Source organism: Chromatocurvus halotolerans (assembly GCF_004340525.1).
Classification (GTDB): Bacteria; Pseudomonadota; Gammaproteobacteria; order Pseudomonadales; family Halieaceae; genus Chromatocurvus; species Chromatocurvus halotolerans.
On sequence record NZ_SLWX01000020.1, the window covers coordinates 1 to 19,440 of the forward strand.

At 61.3% G+C, this 19,440-nt stretch carries 15 protein-coding genes; 8 read left to right on the plus strand and 7 right to left on the minus strand.

Features of this window, described 5'->3' with window-relative positions; genetic code table 11:
• Positions 1 to 334: hypothetical protein (locus tag EV688_RS15475; RefSeq protein WP_207895410.1), on the plus strand; the 334-nt coding region annotated here is incomplete at its 5' end.
• Positions 335 to 427: 93 nt separating this feature from the next.
• Here the strand turns inward: EV688_RS15475 and pdxA are convergent.
• The 3 genes from pdxA to EV688_RS15490 all read right to left on the minus strand — a co-directional run bounded on the left by pdxA (position 428) and on the right by EV688_RS15490 (position 5,303).
• A complete protein-coding gene (pdxA, locus tag EV688_RS15480) occupies positions 428 to 1,411 on the minus strand; it encodes a 4-hydroxythreonine-4-phosphate dehydrogenase PdxA (RefSeq protein WP_117319462.1) in 984 nt (327 codons plus the stop codon).
• Between the two features lie 75 nt (positions 1,412 to 1,486).
• Positions 1,487 to 2,782 carry a peptidylprolyl isomerase gene (locus tag EV688_RS15485; RefSeq protein WP_240624457.1) on the minus strand — a complete coding sequence of 432 codons (1,296 nt, stop codon included), beginning with the start codon at positions 2,780 to 2,782 and terminating at the stop codon, positions 1,487 to 1,489.
• Positions 2,772 to 5,303: an LPS-assembly protein LptD gene (locus EV688_RS15490; protein ID WP_117319461.1), complete on the minus strand. Its 2,532-nt coding sequence runs from the start codon at positions 5,301 to 5,303 to the stop codon at positions 2,772 to 2,774. Before EV688_RS15490 ends, EV688_RS15485 begins: the two co-directional genes overlap by 11 nt.
• A gap of 137 nt (positions 5,304 to 5,440) precedes the next feature.
• Here EV688_RS15490 and EV688_RS15495 point away from each other — a divergent pair, with 137 nt between their 5' ends.
• The 5 genes from EV688_RS15495 to EV688_RS15515 all read left to right on the plus strand — a co-directional run bounded on the left by EV688_RS15495 (position 5,441) and on the right by EV688_RS15515 (position 11,743).
• A complete protein-coding gene (locus tag EV688_RS15495) occupies positions 5,441 to 6,532 on the plus strand; it encodes an aminoglycoside phosphotransferase family protein (RefSeq protein ID WP_240624456.1) in 1,092 nt (363 codons plus the stop codon).
• Positions 6,533 to 6,535: 3 nt separating this feature from the next.
• On the plus strand, positions 6,536 to 7,249 hold the full coding sequence (gene murU, locus EV688_RS15500; protein ID WP_338065958.1) for an N-acetylmuramate alpha-1-phosphate uridylyltransferase MurU: 714 nt from the start codon (positions 6,536 to 6,538) through the stop codon (positions 7,247 to 7,249).
• Between the two features lie 79 nt (positions 7,250 to 7,328).
• Positions 7,329 to 7,997: a ribulose-phosphate 3-epimerase gene (gene rpe / locus EV688_RS15505; protein ID WP_117319460.1), complete on the plus strand. Its 669-nt coding sequence runs from the start codon at positions 7,329 to 7,331 to the stop codon at positions 7,995 to 7,997.
• A 273-nt stretch (positions 7,998 to 8,270) separates the two neighbouring features.
• Positions 8,271 to 8,894 (plus strand): biliverdin-producing heme oxygenase, encoded by a 624-nt coding sequence (locus EV688_RS15510; RefSeq protein WP_162884000.1) that lies wholly within the window; start codon positions 8,271 to 8,273, stop codon positions 8,892 to 8,894.
• Complete coding sequence (locus EV688_RS15515; protein WP_117319458.1) at positions 8,891 to 11,743, plus strand: bifunctional diguanylate cyclase/phosphodiesterase; 2,853 nt, start codon at positions 8,891 to 8,893, stop codon at positions 11,741 to 11,743. The genes EV688_RS15510 and EV688_RS15515 overlap by 4 nt, the downstream gene beginning before the upstream one ends.
• Before the next feature lie 12 nt (positions 11,744 to 11,755).
• Here the strand turns inward: EV688_RS15515 and EV688_RS15520 are convergent, their stop codons facing one another.
• Positions 11,756 to 12,157: a BLUF domain-containing protein gene (locus EV688_RS15520; RefSeq protein ID WP_162883999.1), complete on the minus strand. Its 402-nt coding sequence runs from the start codon at positions 12,155 to 12,157 to the stop codon at positions 11,756 to 11,758.
• Between the two features lie 256 nt (positions 12,158 to 12,413).
• Here EV688_RS15520 and EV688_RS15525 point away from each other — a divergent pair, with 256 nt between their 5' ends.
• Together EV688_RS15525 and trpE are read left to right on the plus strand one after the other, a co-directional pair.
• On the plus strand, positions 12,414 to 12,941 hold the full coding sequence (locus tag EV688_RS15525; RefSeq protein WP_117319456.1) for a hypothetical protein: 528 nt from the start codon (positions 12,414 to 12,416) through the stop codon (positions 12,939 to 12,941).
• 185 nt (positions 12,942 to 13,126) lie between these two features.
• Positions 13,127 to 14,611, plus strand: coding sequence for an anthranilate synthase component I (gene trpE, locus EV688_RS15530; protein WP_117319455.1), 1,485 nt, complete (start codon positions 13,127 to 13,129; stop codon positions 14,609 to 14,611).
• Here the strand turns inward: trpE and arsB are convergent.
• The 3 genes from arsB to EV688_RS15545 all read right to left on the minus strand — a co-directional run bounded on the left by arsB (position 14,608) and on the right by EV688_RS15545 (position 19,298).
• A complete protein-coding gene (gene arsB, locus EV688_RS15535) occupies positions 14,608 to 15,663 on the minus strand; it encodes an ACR3 family arsenite efflux transporter (protein ID WP_205686729.1) in 1,056 nt (351 codons plus the stop codon). The two genes, trpE and arsB, sit on opposite strands and share 4 nt — an antisense overlap.
• 91 nt (positions 15,664 to 15,754) lie before the next feature.
• Positions 15,755 to 16,096: an ArsR/SmtB family transcription factor gene (locus EV688_RS15540; protein WP_117319453.1), complete on the minus strand. Its 342-nt coding sequence runs from the start codon at positions 16,094 to 16,096 to the stop codon at positions 15,755 to 15,757.
• 52 nt (positions 16,097 to 16,148) lie between these two features.
• Positions 16,149 to 19,298: a DEAD/DEAH box helicase gene (locus EV688_RS15545; RefSeq protein WP_117319452.1), complete on the minus strand. Its 3,150-nt coding sequence runs from the start codon at positions 19,296 to 19,298 to the stop codon at positions 16,149 to 16,151.
• Positions 19,299 to 19,440 lie beyond the last annotated feature (142 nt).

A 19,440-nucleotide genomic window follows, 5' to 3' on the forward strand; every position in this document is an offset into this window, starting at 1 on the left:
GTTTACGAAGTTTGCCATCATTGCGCCCCGATCACTGCACGTGACATGGATTATCCCACGTCGATACTATTCGGTTAAGTCCGACAGGCTGCTAGAACAGCGCTTTATCGAGCAGGACGCCAGATTCGAACAGTGCTTCGTGGAACAGAATGCGAGATTCGAACAGCGCTTCGTGGAACAGGACGCGAAATTCGAACAACGCTTTAGCAAGCAGGAGACAGGATTCGAGCAGCGCTTCAGCAAGCAGGACCGGACACTGGCACTGCATACGTGGATGCTTGGTATTCTCGTGCTGGTGATGGTGGTGCCGCAGCTGCAGGACTGGCTGGCATAAGCTGGGGTTTATACATAGTCGCTATCAATGGGGGACATTTAATAACCGAAAAGCGTCTCCGCAGAGATTTTTTGGAGGCGCCAGGCACGGCAGTTATCCGGTCTTCGCCATTCTGACCGCCTGACTGATCGCCTCGGCCAGGCTGCCCGCATCGGCGGTGCCCTTACCGGCAAGGTCCAGCGCCGTGCCGTGATCCACGGATGTGCGCACAATCGGCAGCCCGAGTGTGATGTTGACGGCCGAACCGAAGCCGGCATATTTGAGGACCGGCAGTCCCTGGTCGTGATACATCGCCAGCACCGTGTCCACACCCTTCAGCGCACGTGGTGTAAATGCGGTGTCGGCGGGCAGTGGCCCGATGAGTGACATGCCACTACTGCGCAGGGTTTCCAGCACAGGGGCAATCGTCTCGATTTCCTCCCGGCCAAGATGACCTCCCTCACCGGCGTGGGGGTTGAGGCCGAGTACGGCGATACGCGGTGCGGGTATACCAAAGCGGCGCTGCATGTCGGCATGGAGAATCCGAAGCGTGGCAGTGAGGCTGTCCCGGGTGATGGCGGCGGGTACATCGGCGAGCGGCAGGTGCGTGGTGGCCAGCGCCACCCGCAATCCGCCCGCGGCCAGCAGCATGACGACCCGCGGCGTGCCGGTTTTTTCCGCGAGGTATTCCGTATGGCCGCTGAAGGGAATGCCGGCATCGTTGATCACGGATTTCTGCAGGGGGCAGGTCACCATCGCGGCATACTCACCGCTCAGACAGCCCGCAATGGCGATATCCAGGGTTTCCAGCACGTAGGGCGCGTTGTGCGGGTCCAGCTGGCCCGCTGTCACAGGCCTGCGCAGCGGGCAGTGTCTGACTGCCAGTGTGCCCGCCGGATACCCCGTTGTCGCCGCGCCAGGGTCTGCTGCGTCAACCAGGCGGATATCGAGATTCAGCGACCGCGCGCGGTCCGCCAGCAGGTCGCGGTCAGCAATCGCGACCAGGGGGACGGGCTGCGGCTGCATCGCCGTCATCAGCAGGATGTCGGGGCCGATACCGGCGGGCTCTCCCGCCGTAACGGCAATAGGATGAGTCATGCCATTTCCGCGTTAATTGCGCCGTTCCGATCGCGCCGCTGCCGGCGTCGGGAGCATCCGATGCGGCCAGCCGGCCTACTTGATATCAACAAAAGCCTCGTCGCGGATCATCTGCAGCCAGGCTTCCAGTTCCTCGTCGTACTTGCGCTGGTGCAGGTATTCCGTGGCGCGGGCGATACGTGCTTCCTGACTGGTGTCCTTCACGCGGCGGTCTTCCACCTGAATGATGTGCCAGCCGAACTGGCTGCGCACGGGCGAAGACACCTCGCCGATCTCGGTGGAGGCCATCATGTTCTCGAACGCAGGGACCATCTGGCCCTTGCTGGTCCAGCCGAGTGAGCCCCCCTCGGACGCAGAGCCGATGTCCTCGGAATGCTCGCGAGCGAGCTCGGCGAAGTCGGCACCTTCCTCCTCGACCCGGCGCTTCAGACCGGCGATTTTTTCACGTGCCTGCTCGTCAGTGAGAATTTCCGACGGGGTGACCAGAATATGCCGGACAAGGGTCTGCTCCTGGGTCTGCTTGCCGCCGCGCAGGCTGCTGAGGTGAACCAGGTGAAAGCCGCTTGGCGAGCGGAATACGTCGGTGGTGTCACCTACCTCGAGATCCGTGACGACGTCCTGGTATAGCGATGGCAGGTCATCCCGCTTGCGCCAGCCCAGGTCGCCGCCGGTGTAGGAGAACTCGCCCTCGCTGCTGGCCATGACTTCGTCGAAGCGTTCGCCATCGCGGATGCGAGCCAGCAGCTCCTCGGTGTGTTCCCGCGCGGATTCCTCGAAGTCGCTCGACGCCGTGGAGGGTACCGGCAGCAGCGCATGCATGACCCGATATTCGGGCTCCACCAGCTTCCGGCCTTCCTCGGTCTCGAGAAAGTTCTCCACTTCCTGTTCGGCAATGGACACCCGCTGGTTGACGTTGCCCATCTGCACCCGCTGCAGAATCATCTCCTGTCGTACCTGTTCGCGCATGGCGACATAGGAACGCCCCTCCTGCTCCAGGGTCTGGCGGAACTGGTCGAGGGTGAGGCGGTTCTGGGCGGCGATGCGCTGCATGGCGCTGTCGAGCTCGGCATCGGAGATGCGCACGCCATAGCGCTCGCCCATCTGCATCTGGATGCTGTCCAGCACCAGGCGGTCCAGCGTTTCGCGGATCAGCTCGTCCTCTGGCGGTGGCTCCACGCCCCGGGCCTTCAGGTTCTGGCTAACCGTGGCCAGGCGCTCGCGCAGTTCGCTGGCGAGAATGATGTCGTCGTCGACGATGGCGACAATCTGGTCGATCATTTCGGTTTCGGCCTGTGCCGCCTGCCCGAAAAGCAGCGCAAGCGCGGTGGCGCAGGCGCCGCCGAGCTGCAGGAGTTGGCGTTTAATAGTCACGTGGTCGGAACCCCCGGATCATGTCTGTCATCAGTGCCTCGACCTGGCTGCCAACGCCGCCGAGCCCCTTGAGAACGAACTGTGCCTGGACAGCGCGTTCCCGCTCGAGGTTGGGTGCGTTGAAATCGGGAAAGGCACCACGCGCCGTATCGAAATAGCGCAGATGCAGTAAGCGAATTGTAAAGCAGCAACTATCATATTCGATGCCGAACATATCTTCCACGCTGCGGTTGGCCTGCATGCTGTAGTTCCAGGCCGCGAACACCCGCCATTCATCGTTGACCGGATAGAACGTGGACATGTGGGCCTGCGCCGTGACCGGCTGATCGCCGACCAGCGTGACCGGCCGACGATAGGTGTAGCCGACATTGATCAGGTGGCCATCGTTGCGCTCGTAGTTGGCCTGGGCGTTGCCCGCGTTCATCTTGCCGGTTGATGCGTCATATTGCGCGCTGGCCCTGATGCTTAGACGGTCATTGGGGAAAAAGTTCAGCTCGCCGGCCATCTCCGAATTGGAGCGCTGCAGCTCCGGGGCGCCGGGGGTGACGCGTACGCGGCGATTCTCGAAATAGACGATCTGGCCGAGGCTGGCGTTGAACATTTCACGGCCGTCGCGATCGTCGAGCAGGCGCGTGGTAAGACCGATGGCGAGCTGATTGGCATCATCCAGGCGGTCGCGGCCCGAGAAGCGGGTGTCGCGGAACAGCTGGTTGTAGGTGAAGGTGAGCTCTGCGCTGTCAAAGTCGGGCTGGTCGCTCTGGTCATCGTAGCTGCTGTAGAGGTAGTAAAGGCGCGGCTCGAGGGTCTGGATGAAGCCCCGGTTGAGCACGCTGAAGTCGCGCTCGAAATACAGGCCGCCGTCCATGCTCACCAGCCCCGATGCGGCCCCCGGGGAGTTGTTCCCGGATAGCGTGTTGTCTTCCAGTGAGTACTTCAGAAAGCGGTATTTGGCCGTGGTGCGCAGAAAGCCGGACTCCCAGAGCATGGGGTAGGCGACGCCGGCTTCCGCATACAGGCGCTGGCCCACCGTCAGGTCCTCGCTGCTGTCGAAGTTGGAGTACTGCGCCTGCAGGATCGGATCGAGGCTGAAGGGCTTGAGGTTGCCGCGCTTTTGCAGCGTGATCTGCGGCAGCTTCTTGTAATCGTTGCGGATATCGTCGGCGAGTGACTGGAACTGCTGGGCCTCGACATTCACCAGCCAGTCGTCACCCAGATAATCGAGGCTGGCAAGCTGCAGCAGGTTCACCTCGCGCCGGGTTTCCAGGTTGGAGGTTTCCAGGTCACGGATGAAGTTGCGGTCGCTGACCTCGGAAAAGTCGATGCGCGAGCGCCAGCGCTGGCCGTACAGGCCGTCCTGCTGCACGCGGGCCAGCCAGCGGGCGGTGTCGCTCTCGCCGGGAAAGTCGGCCTGAAACTGTTCGTCGTCGGGCAGGTAGCTGCCGCCCACCAGCCACTCGCCGCGCGATGCATCCAGGTAGCGCGCCTGCAGTTCATGGTTGGTGCCCCGCTCCTGGATCAGACGCGGCGTGTACAGCAGGTCGTAGTTCGGTGCCAGATTCATGTAGAAGGGCACGGTGATATCCAGACCGCCACGGCTGTCGTTGCCGGCGGTGGGGAACAGCAGGCCGGTGCGCCGGCGATCGTCAATCGGAAAGCTGATCCAAGGCGCGTAGAAAAACGGGACGCCCCTGGCGGAGAGCACGGCACCGCGGGCCACGCCGCGTCCGCTGTCCGGATCCAGGGTCATCTGGCGGGTTTCCAGCAGCCAGTCGGCGTTGCCCGGCGCGCAGTAGGTCAGCGAGCCGTCCTCCACCCGGATCAGATTATCGGCGTCGCGGCTGAGCAGGGCGGCATTGCCGCGCATGTGCTGTTCATGCAGGACAAACTGGCTGTTCTCAAGCTGGGCTTCCCCGGTTCGGGAAAAAAATTCACCGCGGCTGCCGCGCAGCAGTATGCCTGGCTCGCGCAGGGTGATGTTGCCCTCGAGCTCACCTTTCGCCGATTCGCGATCGTAGTTGGCGCTGTCGCCGCGCAGGTCGCGATAGCCCTGGGTGACCTCGACACCGCCCTGCATGCGCACGGTATCGCCCTCGAGTTCGGTACGGGTTGCCGTTGCCTCGATGTCGGAAGTGCCGGGATCGCTACCAACCATGCCCGCCTTGGGATCGACGTAGGCTCCGCCGCAGAGGCGGCACTCGCGATCGCGCAGGGCCTGCGGCAGCTGATCGTAAGGCACCCAGTCGAGGGAATATTCCGATTCGACCACTTCCTCGCGCAGGGACAGGCTGCTGTCTGCCGCGGCGGCGTCCGGGGGCGATATCGCGGGACTGTCGTCCTCGCCGCCATCGTTCCCGTCGCTGTCCTCGCCGCTTACCGCCCGGGCTGTCACACAGCCGGCGCCAGCGCTGGCCTCGCAGGCCGGCGCATTGCTATCCTGCGGCCAGCCGACAACCGGCGTCGCGCACAGGACGCCGAGGACGAGTCGGCGCAGCGTCCGACGGAAAGCAGTTGGCAGTATCATGGCAGAGATGATGTGCGTTCTTTGATTCCGGAAATTGACAGAGGAGGACCTGTGGCCGAGATGATAAAGCATCGCCCTGCGATTGTCCGGCAAAAACTCGGCAGCGTGCACGCTGCTGTTCCCGGCAGGGGATGCTGATGCGGCCGGTGCCCGACGCCCTCATGCCCTGGATAGGCGAGGCCCTGGCGCCGGAGACGCTGCTGTCCGGGCTGCAGCCGGTTGCGGGGGACGCCAGTTTCCGGCGTTATTTCCGGGTGCACACTGATGCCCGCAGCGTGATTGTGTGCGAATCGCCCCCCGCAAAGGAAAAGAACACCGAGTTTCTGGCCGTGCGGCATCTGCTCGAGGGCGCTGGCGTCCGCGTGCCCTCTCTCATCGCCGCCGATAATCGGCGCGGTTATTTTCTGCTGGAGGATCTGGGTGACGTACAGCTATTGCCGGCGCTGACGGCGCCCGCGGCGGACGCGCTCTACGGCAAGGCCGCGCGGATGCTGGTGGCGCTGGCGACGGCGCGGGTGCCCCGGGTCGGCCCCGGGGCGCTCCCGGCGTACACGGCCGAACTGCTGCGCCGGGAGGTGGACCTGTTTCCGACCTGGTTCGTGCGCCGGCTGCTGGGGGCGTCGGCGGATGCGCCGCCTCCGGCGGTGTTCGAGCCGCTGTGCGCGCGGCTACTGGAGAGTGCTCTCGCCCAGCCCCAGGTGCTGGTGCACCGGGACTTCCACAGTCGCAATCTCATGCTGCTGCCGGGGGGAGAGCTGGCCACGATCGACTTTCAGGATGCGGTCATGGGCCCGCTGACCTATGACGCCGCATCCCTGTTCAAGGATTGCTACCTGCGCTGGCCAAGGGCGCGCGTCGAGAGCTGGGTGCTGGCGCTGCGCGACGCCTTTCTGGCCGCGGGGGTTCTCTCCGACGAACTGGCCACCGACGCCGCGTTCCTGCGCGCATTTGACCTCATGGGTCTGCAGCGTCATATCAAGGTGCTGGGCATTTTCGCGCGCCTGCATCTGCGCGACGGCAAGGATGGCTATCTTGCCGACCTGCCGCGGGTGGTGGCCTACGTGGAGGAGGTGTTCGACCGCTATCCCGACGAACAAGCGGTGCAGGAGTTTGCGCGCTGGTTCCGCGGTTCACTGCGGCCCTTGGTAGAGCAGCAGCCCTGGTGGCGGGCGGTCGACAGCGCCGTTGCCGGGGATCGTGACAGCGGCAGCGAGCATGGCAGTGCATAGGCGATGACCGGAATCAAGGCGATGATTCTGGCGGCGGGGCGCGGCGAGCGCATGCGGCCATTGACCGATCACACCCCTAAGCCGCTGCTGCAGGTGGGCGGCGTGCCGCTGATCGAGTACCACATTCGCCGGCTGGTGACTGCCGGTATTGTCGAACTGGTCATCAATGTCTCCCACCTCGGGGAGCAGATCGTCGCTGCCTGCGGCGACGGCAGTCGCTGGGGCGCGCGCATTTCCTGGTCGCGGGAGGCCCGGCCCCTGGAGACCGCCGGCGGTATTCTGCGGGCGCTGCCGCTGCTGGATACTCCCGCCTTCCTGGTGGTCAACGCGGATGTGTGGATGGACTTCGATGCCACTGCGCTGGCGGCGCGTGCCCGCGCCCTGCCGCCGCGCTGCGCGCGCCTGCTGTTCGCGGCGAATCCAGCGCACCACTGCGGCGGTGACTTCGCCCTCTCCGGCGAGCGCGTGGTGCCCGCGGGGCCGGATCGACCCAGCGTCACTTTTACCGGCGTGGGCGCTTACCGCCGCGATTTCTTCGACGATGCCCACCCTGCCTCCCGCAGCGGGCCGCTGCGACCGCTGTTCGAGCGTGCGATTGCCGATGGCCGGCTGCACGGCGAGCGCCATGACGGGGCGTGGATGGACGTGGGCACGCCCGAGCGCCTGGCAGCCTTGCGAGAACAGGTGCAGGCTCAGGCTGAGCCGGGCGGGACCTGATCGTATCGGGGATGGTAGACTTCACGCGCTGATTCAAGTCAGACAACCGCCAGATCAACGCCAGGCCAGAGACCCAGACATGCCCGACTACCAGATCGCCCCCTCCATCCTGTCCGCGGACTTCGCCCGTCTCGGGGAGGAAGTGGATGCGGTGCTCGCCGCCGGCGCCGATATCGTGCATTTCGACGTCATGGACAACCACTACGTGCCGAATCTCACCATTGGTCCCATGGTGTGCAAGGCGCTGCGCAAGCATGGCGTTACCGCCCCGGTCGATGTGCACCTGATGGTCAGTCCGGTGGATCGCCTCATCGGTGACTTTGCCGAGGCGGGCGCGAGCTATATTACCTTCCATCCCGACGCCTCCACCCATGTCGACCGCTCCCTGCAGATGATCCGCGATGCCGGCTGTCGCTCCGGGCTGGTGTTCAACCCGCATCTGGGGCTCGACGCGCTCACCTACGTGCTCGATAAGGTCGACATGGTTTTGCTGATGTCCGTCAACCCGGGCTTTGGCGGCCAGTCCTTCATTCCCGCGACTCTGGACAAGCTGCGCGCGGCGCGGCGCATCATCGACCAGTCGGGCTATGACATCCGCCTGGAGGTGGATGGAGGGATTACCCCGGCCAATATTGCCGAGGTGGCCGCGGCGGGTGCCGATACCTTTGTTGCCGGTTCGGCTATTTTCGGCAAGCCCGATTACGCGGCCGTGATCAGCGACATGCGCGCCGCCCTGGCGGGCCGATAAGGCAACCCCGTGCCTCCGGCAGAATTCGACGCGCTGAACCCCGACTGCCAAAGCTCGCCGGATGGGTGTGGGACCTGTCTGTTGTCGCGCCATTACGGTAGACAATGGCTTCCCTGTCGCAGGCGCAGGGTGTCGTCAACGGCCCTGCTTGACGCTGCATAAGGTAGCGCTGTAGACAGGGCATTCGACCAGGGGTTATCTTTCTCGTCAGTGGAGGGGAGCAGACAGCATTGAGCCTTCCGCGTCAATGTTGTGCATGAGGTTGGAGCCGACGTGAATCAGGTTGCGCAGTCCAGGGTTGAATCTCCACTGGACAAGCTGAAGTGTGACACTGCAGCGCTGCATAAAGCGGTAGAGAGACATCTGCCGTTCCCTGCCAGTTACGAATCCACGGAAAGCTACGCGCGGGTTCTGGGGGTGTTTCATCGTTTTCAGCTGCAGGTGGCTGCCTACACCGCCCGATACGGGTCACAAGTGGCGGCTCAATTGGCGTTGACTCGACGAAATCGTTTGCCGCTGATAGAGCGTGATATGCGCAGGCTTGGTATAGGCACCGAAACCGCCTGTGACAATACGGCAAACCGTCCGTCTCTGCTGTTGACGTCACTCGACGAATTCTATGGTTGCCTGTACGTGAGCGAAGGCTCCACCCTGGGCGGCAATATCATTCAAAAAGCCATGCTGAAAATGCACGGCAAAACAGCGCTCGAGTGGACGCACTACCTGAATCCTTATGGTCAGCAAATTTTTCCGATGTGGCAGACATTTCGCAGCGTCTTGAATGAGGAGATTGCCACTGGCAACGTGGCCCTTGAGGAGGTAACAAAGGGAGCCATCAAAAGCTTTGACTATATTCTGGAAACCGCGAAAACATGCGGATTCAGTGAAAAACCGTGACAGATTACCTCAAGAAGATAGAGCAGGAAATCAACAGCGCAATCGCTTATGGCGATCAGGAGGTCACGCTTGATAATTGTGATAGAGAGCCTATCCATCTTATCGGGCATATCCAGAGTCATGGCGTGCTCGTTGTCAGTGAGCTCACCACGAACGGAATCCAGACCATCGATTTTCTCAGCGAAAACACGAGCCAGCACCTGGGTATAGAACCCGGGATCCTGCTGGGGCAGCCGCTTGATGCACTGATTTCAGAACACTCGCTCGAGATGCTGCGACAGGCGCTGACATCACCCGTCCACAACTCACAAACCTACTACGACCTTGAGATTCACTCGCCGCGAGTGAAATCCGTCCAGGCCTCATGTCATGAGAATGGCGGCCTGCTGTTTATCGAGTTCCAGCCATTTTTACCGCCAGATTTCACATCGGCAGCGTTCGATGTCGATGGTAAAGACGTTGTTGCCGAGTTTACAACAAGAATGCTGCGGGCGCAGAGCTTTGATGATCTGGCGACAGTGATGGTGCTGTTTTTTTTCGAAAAATTGAACTACGACCGGGTCATGGTTTACAAATTTGATGATGACGACCACGGCGAGGTCGTCGCAGAGGCGAAGCAGGATCACCTGGAACCCTTCCTCGGCCTGAATTATCCGGCTAGCGATATTCCCCAGTTTGCCCGGTACCTTTATGTCCAGAATCGCTGCCGCATAATAACCAGCATTCTTTCCGAGCCTGTTCCCATCAACACCATGCTCCAGGACAGCAGCAATTATCAGCTGGACCTGCGTTTCAGCAATCTTCGCAGCATGTCGCCCATCCATATCGAGTATCTCTCCAATATGGGTATCGAGGCGTCTTTGACCATGAGCATCGTCAAAGATAACAAGCTGTTCGGCATGCTGATCATGCACCACTATGAGCCGCGCTACTGTGAGCTGCGTTCCCGGGAAGTCATCAATCAGTTGAGCTTTATATGCTCCGATTATGTGAAATTGCTGGATCGCGTTGAAGCGGCTCTTGGCACGGAGCGCAGTCAGGATATCCGCAACCTGATTAACGTGCACCTTTTTGATAACGAGCAGAAGGTAAACTATGACGATGTTGCGGCGTCGATACTGCATGTTCTGGATGGCGACGGTATTTACGTTGCGATGAACGGCGAGCCGCTTTTTGCCAGTGGTCTGCTGCACGAGAAAATTGACTTGATTACGCAGGGCCTGGATAGCAGCCGTTTATCGAACTCGCAGGTATTCTATTCTTCAAATCTGGCGAAAGACTGGCCGGAAATGTTTGCCGGAGACAGCCGCATCTGCGGCCTGATGTTGATCAATCTTCCGTCTGATCGGCCCTCGTTCATTGCGGTTTTCCGGTACGAGCGGGCAAAGCTGGTCAGGTGGGCAGGCCGTAAGCAGGAATATTCCGAAGCCGATGATGGCCGTCTGCATGCCAGGCGTTCGTTCAAGGAATGGCGGGAATATACCAAGAACCAGTCTCTGCCGTGGTCGAACTTCGATATTCTGAATGCCAAGAATCTGCGCTCGGTTTTTATCCGTTATCTGTTGCGAATGAACGAGCGCTACCTTGCCAAGTTGGTGTCGCTGGATACGCTCACGGAATTGCCCAACCGGCACTTTATCACCAGTCGCATCGACCTTCTGTTAGACCAGAATGTCGCGGTGGGTCTGTTATTGATTGATTGTGATCGTTTCAAGACTATCAATGACTCACTCGGCCATGATGTGGGTGACAAGGTTCTCCAGGAAGTGGCCAGGCGCCTGAAGTCACTTGAAATCCCTGGCAGTGTGGTTGCACGGCTTGGCGGTGACGAGTTCACCATGCTCATTCAGGACGGTGACTTCGACACCATTGAGAAGATGGCGGCCAATATTGTCGGGGCTTTTCAGCTGCCTATTTCCTTTGAACATTACAATTTTTACGTGCCAACGAGCATCGGCGTTGCCATCTCCGCTGTCGACTCCACGCGTTCCTCACTGATGCGTGCCGCCGATATGGCAATGTACGACGCCAAGCATAACGGGGGGAATGGCTACAAGTTCGTCAATCGCGGTCTGATGAACAAGGCTGATGAAAGATTGGCGATCGAGCAGAATATCTATCAGGCACTGAAACAGAACGAGATCGTTAATTACTACCAGCCAATCACCGATTCCCGGACCTATTCGGTGTGTGGTTTTGAGGTGTTGTGTCGCTGGTTGAAGGCCGATGGCGAAATTATCCCGCCGCTGAAGTTTCTTGGTGTTGCCGAGCAGACGGGCATGATTATCCCGATTGGCGTTCGGGTCATCGAGCAGGCTTTGGGCGACTTGCAGCGTTTTCAGCAAAAAGACCGCGATCTGTTCATGACGCTGAACTTCAGCCCATTACAGTTACTGGACGACACAACCGTCGATTATCTGATTAACGAGGTCCGGGAAAAAGGTCTGGATGCCAGTAAAATCTGGGTTGAGATGACCGAGGAGAGCTACATAGAGGATGAGAAAGCCCTGATCCAGACGCTGGACAGGCTCAAGGTACATGATTTCAAGCTTGCGTTGGACGATTTTGGCTCGGGCTACTCCTCGATGAAATACCTCACTGCGCTGCCAATCGACATTGTCAAGTTCGACAAAACCCTCATCGACAACATTCACAATAACGCCCAGTCCTTCAAGTTGCTGAAGGCAAGCAGACAACTGGCGTCTGTCTGCAACCTGATGACCGTGGCTGAGGGTATTGAAACGAGTGAGCAAAAAAACTGCGTCAGTGAAATCAACATTGATTATCAGCAAGGCTATCTTTTTGGAAAGCCCACGGATTTCGCCGCCGCGATCAAACTGATCGGATGATGTCAGCCGTGGTCAGCGTGTTGAATTTTTCAGGTAAGCGATGCAGGCCTGGCCAAATAATTCGATCTCCAGCAAGCTACCATTGTCTACATACTTTCTTAACAGGTCATTGATATATTGATCGTCAGATATGTGTTCCATCGACCAATTGGGGAAAAGTCGGGTTTTGGTTGAGTGATACGTCAATAACGTGACCTTCTGATGCCTGTCGTCACCTGTTATCGTGTTGTACATGTCATTCACTTCCCGGTAATTGCCCTCCAGGAGTTGCACGAAATACTGTTCGTTGTTGCACAGACAGCCGGTGATGTTCGCGGCCTCATTATTTTTGCGGGATACGGACAGAATATCCTGCGTCTGCTGTGGCGTAATCTCGTGCCGTGCCTTGCTGCAATATACGAGTTGGATCAACAAGGGAAACCTGTCCTTCTGTAGAGAGGCGGGAATGCTCGCGTACCGGTATGGCTAGATTAATAGGGGGTGAGTGAGGGCGCAAGCGCTTTGCCTGGCACCATAACAACGGCACTGGGTTGCCCAGTCCCGGAGCTGCCGCTATTGTTCAATGACGTAAGCCATGACAGCCAGCCGAGCGCTGCGTGGAGCCATAGAGTGATCTATCAATACCCGGATATCTGCATCGCAAGGCAGGCCCGTGTCAGGACGTCCGCAAATGACAGCCATGTTTGAACGCTGCACCACCGAATACATTGAAGCTCAAGATCGCCTGCGCCTGAGCGCGCAGCTCGCCAATGGCGACACCGTGGTGCTGTGGCTAACCCAGCGACTGCTTAATCGACTTGTGCCGCATTTGATAGCGTGGCTCGAGAGACAGACAGCGGGTGTGTCTACCATTCCCTCTGTCCGGGCCACGCAGACTGAAGCCATCCAGGGTTTTGCCCAGCAGGCCGCAGGGGCACAAATGAAAGGTGAGCTGCCGGTGCAGGCGCAGTCAGCCCTCACCAGCTGGCTGGTAGATGTGGTGGATGTCGCCCCGGGTGAGGACGCCGTGGTGCTTACCTTCAAGAGCGAACAGACCAGGCAGGCAGCGGTAAAGCTGCCGGCACAGCAGCTTCGCCAGTGGCTGGGTATTGTTTACCGGCAGTATCAGCGTGGCGAGTGGCCAACTGCCGTGTGGCCAGAATGGGTGAAGGAGAGTGGTCAATTGCGCGGCGATCCGGGCGGGCTGGTAATGCACTAGACGAAAACACGCCATGAGTGCTTTGTGTCACGTTGACCGCAAGTGTGGCGTCCCAATGGACCCGCCAGCACTCTGTTGCGTCGGGAATGCTAGACTCCCGCCGGAATAAACACAGGCCCGCGCCAGATGAACGTCGGGCTAACGTAAAATCCGTGCAACACCAACGCAAAAACAGGGGCCCCGCCATGACACCGGATGAATTCAGTGCCCTTGCGGCGCAGGGCTACAACCGGATTCCGATCAGCCGTGAGGTCCTTGCCGACGTCGAGACGCCGATCAGTACCTACCGCAAACTCGCCGAGGGTCCTTATTCCTATCTGTTCGAGTCGGTGCAGGGGGGTGAGAAGTGGGGTCGCTACTCCATTATCGGGCTGCCCTGTCGCACCCGCCTTGTAGTGCGCGGCCACAGGGTAGAGGAGTGGCACGACGGCGCCCGCCGCGAGCATCATGAGGTGGGTGATCCGCTGGACTTTATTGAGGCCTACGCGGGCCGTTACCGCTGCGCACCGCTGCCCGACATGCCGGTCTTTCACGGTGGGCTGGTTGGCTACTTCAGCTATGACACGGTGCGTTACGTGGAGCCCCGGCTCGCAGCCAGCTGTCCGCCGGATGTGATGGGTACGCCGGACATCCTGCTCATGCTGTCGGACGAGGTGCTGGTGTTCGACAACCTCGCCGGCACGTTGCGCCTGGTGGTGAATGTGGATCCCGCCGAGCCCGATGCCCTCGCCGTGGGACAGGCACGCCTCAGCGAGCTGGTGGCGCGGCTGCCCCGGCAGATGCCCGAGTTGCCCGCCGTCGACCTTGACGCGCGCGACGAGGCAGCGCTGGAGAGCCATGCACGCTCGAGCCTGCAACGCGAGGATTTCGAGGCCGCAGTAGAGACGGTTCGTGAGTACGTACTCGCCGGGGATGTCATGCAGGTCGTCCCCTCCCAGCGCCTGAGTGTGCCGTTTACCGCGCCGCCGCTGAATCTGTACCGCGCGCTGCGCAACCTGAATCCGTCTCCCTATCTGTATTTTCTCGACCTGGATGACTTCCAGGTGGTGGGCTCATCCCCGGAGATTCTCGCGCGCCTGCAGCAAGGCGAGGTCACGGTGCGACCGATCGCCGGCACCCGGCGGCGCGGACGCACCGAGGCGGAAGACGCCGCGCTGGAGGCCGAGCTGCTGGCCGACCCCAAGGAAATCGCCGAGCACCTCATGCTGATCGACCTCGGCCGCAACGATGTCGGGCGTATTGCCGAGACCGGCAGCGTGACCCTCACTGAGAATATGCTGGTGGAGCGCTATTCCCACGTCATGCACATCGTCTCCAATGTTACCGGCCGCCTGCTTCCGGGGAAGACAGCGATGGACGTCCTTCGCGCAACGCTGCCGGCGGGTACCCTGAGCGGTGCACCGAAGATCCGCGCCATGCAGATTATCGACGAACTGGAGCCGGTCAAGCGTGGCGTTTACGGCGGTGCGGTGGGCTATCTGTCCTGGGCCGGCGACATGGACACGGCGATCACGATCCGTACCGCGGTGATCAAGGATGGCGAGCTGCATGTTCAGGCGGGCGCCGGAGTAGTGGCAGACTCCGTGCCCGCCAGTGAGTGGGAGGAGACCCTGAACAAGGCCAGGGCGGTGCTCAGGGCGGCGTCCATGGCGACATCCAGAGAGCGCTAGCTGCTGCCGGTATCTGCCGCCGCGGGGAACCAGTGGCGGGTGCGGTTGGCAAAGGCCACCAACGACAGCATCACCGGCACCTCCACCAGCACGCCGACCACGGTGACCAGCGCCGCCCCGGAATTGAGTCCGAACAGGCCGATGGCCACGGCAACGGCCAGCTCAAAGAAGTTTGACGTACCGATCAGGGCGCAGGGCGCTGCCACGTTGAAAGGCACCCGCCACAGGTAGGCGGCCGCGTAGGCAAGCGCGAAGATGCCGTAGGACTGTACCAGCAGCGGTATCGCGATCAGCACAATCAGCAGCGGCTGATCGAGAATCACCTGCCCCTGAAAGCCGAACAGCAGTATCACCGTGCCCAGCAGTCCCAGAATGGAAAACGGCTTGACCGTGTCGATAAAGCGGGCGATCTGCGCGTCGCCCTGTGTGCCGGGGTCTGCCTGTCGCGTGAGCTGCAGCCGGGTCAGCGCGCCCGCGACCAGCGGAATGACGACGTACAGCCCCACTGACAGCAGCAGGGTTTCCCAGGGCACGCGGATGTCGGTGACTCCCAGCAGCAGGGCGACAATCGGCGCGAAGGCAAAGATCATGATGACGTCGTTGAGAGAGACCTGCACCAGGGTGTAGTTGGCATCGCCCCGTGTCAGCTGCGACCACACGAACACCATGGCCGTGCACGGCGCGGCGCCAAGCAGAATCATGCCGGCGATATACTGGCTGGCATTTGCCGGGTCGATCAGGTCGATAAACAGGACTTCGAAGAACAGCACACCCAGCGCCGCCATTGTGAAGGGCTTGATCAGCCAGTTCACCACCAGCGTGATCACCAGCCCCTTCGGACGTTCATGAATACGTTTGAGACTGGCGAAGTCCACCGACACCATCATGGGGTAGACCATGAACCAGATCAGCACCGCGACGAGGAAGTTCACCGAGCCGTACTGAAGGCCCGCCAGGAACTGGAAGGTGTCGGGCAATAAAGTGCCGAGGATGAGCCCTGTGATGATGCACAGCCCCACCCACACAGAGAGATAGCGCTCGAAAAATCCGATGGGTGACTCCGTGCTCATGCATGAACTCCTGATGACGCGGTTTTTGTGAGGATGTGTAAGGCTTGTGGCCGGCCTGAGACAGATTGCGTGGCTACGCGGTCGTGTGCTCCTTGCGCTTCTGGCCACTTGGCGCGCCGCAAAGCTCGGGTTGACCGCCGCAGCACTCTTCCGTGAGATAGGCCACCAGATCGAGCATGACCGGAATATTGGCCCGATAGCGCTGGTAGCGGCCCTCCTGGACCACGCTGACCATGCCGGCATGGGTGAGCGATTTCAGGTGAAAGGACAGATTGGTGGGGCGGACACCCAGCTCGGCGGCAATCTCGCCCGCCACCATGCCTGTCGGGCCCTGTTTCACCAGCAGGCGGTAGACATCCAGCCGCATGCCGGAGGACAGGGCTTCAAACATGCGGGTTGCGACCGTGTTTTCCATGATTCAACTCTACAACAATGATTGAACTGTTGAAATGAAAAATGCGCCGCGGCTACGGCTCCAGCAGCGCCAGCAGGCTTTCGCCATCCTGCGGCAGGCCCGCAGCGCCGGTATCGCTGAACAGGGTATCGGCCAGAGCGCGTTTCTGCGCCTGCAGCGTCTGTATGCGCTCCTCGACCGTGTCGGCGGCAATCAGCTTGTAGACGAACACGGGCTTGTCCTGGCCAATCCGGTAGGCGCGGTCGCTGGCCTGGGCTTCCACCGCCGGGTTCCACCAGGGATCGAGGTGGATGACGACATCCGCGGCGGTGAGGTTGAGTCCGCTACCGCCGGCCTTCAGGCTGATCAGGAACACGGGCACATCACCGTTCTGAAATCGGTCGATGGCCTCCTGGCGTTTGCGGGTCTGGCCCGTGAGCTTGCTGTAGGCAATGTGCAGTGGCTTGAGTTCTTCCTCCACCAGTGACAGCACCTGGGTAAATTGTGAGAACACCAGCAGCCTGCGGCCTTCCTCGACCAGCTGCGGCAGGTTCTCGCGCAGCCAGGCGAGCTTGGCGCTTTCGCGGATGTCTGCTGCCTTGTCGAGCTTGACCAGGCGCGGGTCGATACAGGCCTGGCGCAGTTTGAGCAGGGCGTCGAGAAACTGGATATGGCTGCGCGCCATGCCCTGCCTGGCGACCAGCTGGCGGATGCGCTTCTGCATGCTCATGCGGATGCTTTCATACAGCGCCCGCTGCTGACCGGCGAGCTCCACGTACTGCACCAGCTCTGTCTTGGGCTGCAGTTCCGTAGCCACCTCCGCCTTGGTGCGGCGCAGCAGGAACGGCGCGACCCGCGTGGCCAGCTGCAGCTGGCGCTCGCGATCGCCACGTTCCTCGATGGGCAGACGGAACTGCTGGCGAAAGGCCTGCTGTCCGCCGAGGAGGCCCGGCAGGGCAACGTCCATCAGCGCCCACAGCTCCCCCAGATGGTTTTCCAGCGGCGTACCCGTGAGGCAAAGGCGACAGCCTGCCCGTATCGAGCGAACGCGCCGGGCGAGCTTTGTGCCTGGATTCTTGACCACCTGTGCCTCGTCCAGCACCAGCAGGCTGAACGCGTGCTCTGCATATTGCTCATGATCCCGCAGCAGCAGGGGGTAGGTGGTGATGACAATGTCGACCCCGGCAATCCGCGCGAAAGAGCCGTGGCGCGTGGGGCCATGGATCAGCAGGCTGCGCAGGCCGGGACAGAATCCCTCGATTTCCCGCAGCCAGTTGCCGGCAACGCTGGTAGGCGCAAGGATCAGCGCGGGCCCGGTGAGCTCGCCGCAATCCTTGAGGTGCTGGACAAGTGCCAGCGTCTGCACGGTCTTGCCCAGGCCCATGTCATCGGCGAGGATGCCCCCGAATCCGTGGCTGAAGAGAAAATACAGCCAGTCCAGCCCCTGTTGCTGGTACGGGCGCAGGGTAGCTTGCAGTTGGGGTGATGCAGGAACCGGCTGCAGGCCCTGGAATTCGCGTAGCTGTTGCGCCAGCTTGCGCGTGAGCGGTGCTCCGCGGTCCTCGAGGATGTCCGGCCCTGGCAGTTGCGCCGCGCGAAACGCCGGCAAAGGCAAAGGTCCGTTGAGGGAATGCTCGCCGAACAGCGACTCGATCAGGTCGCGCAGCGCTCGCAGCGACCGGGTATCAATCTCCAGCCAGCCGGACTCATGCGGCAGCATGAACTCCTCCGGCGCCCCCATTTCCAGCCAGGCGCCGACCACGGCGTCCGTGGACAACTGCCGGTTGCCTGCGCTCAGTTTGAGCTCAAAGTCAAACCAGTGGCGCTCGCCGTCGCGCAGGATCGTGTCCACCTGCACCGGTTCTGTGGGCAGCGAGTAGCTTGGGTCGGTGTCGATATGCCACCCGGCGGCCTGCAGTTCCGGGAAGCGATTTGCCTCCAGGCGGCGCCAGAAAGGCAGTATTTCGCCGACATGTGCCGCCACATCCGGCAGCCAGACATGCGACCACGAGCCGATGCCGGGGTCGAGCGCCAGCCCGAGGTCCGCGACCCGGTCGCAGAAAGCCGTCTCCTGCTCCCAGTCGCGCTGCACTCGCCAGGAGTGGCCATCGATTTCGTGCAGGGTGTCGGTGGCATCCTGCTTTACATAATCGGGTGACACGCGCACCGGGCCGTAGTGGAAATCCAGCAGCAGGCCGGGTACGCGGATGCCGTCCCGGCTATCCGCTGCTACCAGCGTGAGCTGTGGCACCGGGGTATCCACATCGGTCACTTCCGGCTCTTCGGGGAGCGGCAGTTGCTCGCGATCGAAGTGCTGCCGCAGTTGCAGGGCTACCCGTGTCATCTGCTCGCGGGGTACCGGCGGCATGTCCTGCAAAAGGCACAGCAGACGCGATGGCAGAGGGCCATCCAGCAGGCCGACCTCGCCTCGCGCCGGGTCGACGTAGTGGGGTGGCTCTGTGTTGATGATGTGCCACTCTTCCAGACCCTCGGGCTGGCACTGCAGCTGCATGCCGTCTTTCAGCTCGCCCCAGTGCCAGAGTGCCCTGCGCTGCGGTCCTCTGACCAGGGCCTGGGGGAAATGCTCGACATGCAGGCGTCCGGTGTGGAGGGCCTTTTGCAGCGCTCTGCCGCCGACGTCGTTCTGCAGGCGGTAGCCGTAGCTGTGGCGGAAGGGCCTGAGCAACTCGAGAAGCGTTTCGTCCTCGGCATGCATGAAATCCGGGCGGAAATAACCGAGGTAGCCCGCATCGGCGTTATAGCGCTGCATCTGGCTCCACTGTCCGTCCTTGCGAAGATAGGCTTTATGCACATCAAGGTCTGTGTGGCCCGCGCCCCAGCGCAGCGTGTAGAGCAGATGATGGCGGGCAGGCTGCGGCGCGGCAGGGTCTGCGGAGTGCTGTTCCTGAAGTTTGTCGAACCAGGCATCCAGCGGCGAGGGTGCCCGGGTTGTTGACGCACCGTCCGCCAGCCATGCGAACGCCGTGGCGACGCCGTGTTTGCAGTCATGAGTTACCGGGCAGCTGCAGTCTGCGTAAAGGTCTCCGTGCTCCATGTAGAGATAGGTCGTATAGATATGCCGGCCGGACCCCTGGACTTCCGCCACAATCGTGTCCTGCATGACACTGACCAGGTTGACCCTGCCCTGCAGATAGTAGGCCTTGCCGCGCTTGAGCGTGCTTGCGCTGACCATGTTCTCGATGTGCCGGTGATTGAAGTGCATCTGCTGTCTTGGCGTGTCGGGAGGCGATAATAGTGGCACAGTTCGGCGCAGGTGGGGAGGTCCGGGTTGCTCGAAGGCGTCTGTCCGGGTGGCCGCCTGCCTGCTCGAGGGGGCGGCGCGTCGTGTGGACGAATTTGACAGA

Bases quoted from the DNA above. Each gene is read 5' to 3' on its own strand.
- rpe (WP_117319460.1), top strand. From the start codon at position 7,329: ATGCCCGACTACCAGATCGCCCCCTCCATCCTGTCCGCGGACTTCGCC.
- murU (WP_338065958.1), top strand. From the start codon at position 6,536: ATGACCGGAATCAAGGCGATGATTCTGGCGGCGGGGCGCGGCGAGCGC.
- trpE (WP_117319455.1), top strand. From the start codon at position 13,127: ATGACACCGGATGAATTCAGTGCCCTTGCGGCGCAGGGCTACAACCGG.
- pdxA (WP_117319462.1), bottom strand. From the start codon at position 1,411: ATGACTCATCCTATTGCCGTTACGGCGGGAGAGCCCGCCGGTATCGGC.
- EV688_RS15490 (WP_117319461.1), bottom strand. From the start codon at position 5,303: ATGATACTGCCAACTGCTTTCCGTCGGACGCTGCGCCGACTCGTCCTC.
- EV688_RS15540 (WP_117319453.1), bottom strand. From the start codon at position 16,096: ATGGAAAACACGGTCGCAACCCGCATGTTTGAAGCCCTGTCCTCCGGC.
- EV688_RS15545 (WP_117319452.1), bottom strand. From the start codon at position 19,298: ATGCACTTCAATCACCGGCACATCGAGAACATGGTCAGCGCAAGCACG.
- EV688_RS15495 (WP_240624456.1), top strand. From the start codon at position 5,441: ATGCGGCCGGTGCCCGACGCCCTCATGCCCTGGATAGGCGAGGCCCTG.
- EV688_RS15525 (WP_117319456.1), top strand. From the start codon at position 12,414: ATGACAGCCATGTTTGAACGCTGCACCACCGAATACATTGAAGCTCAA.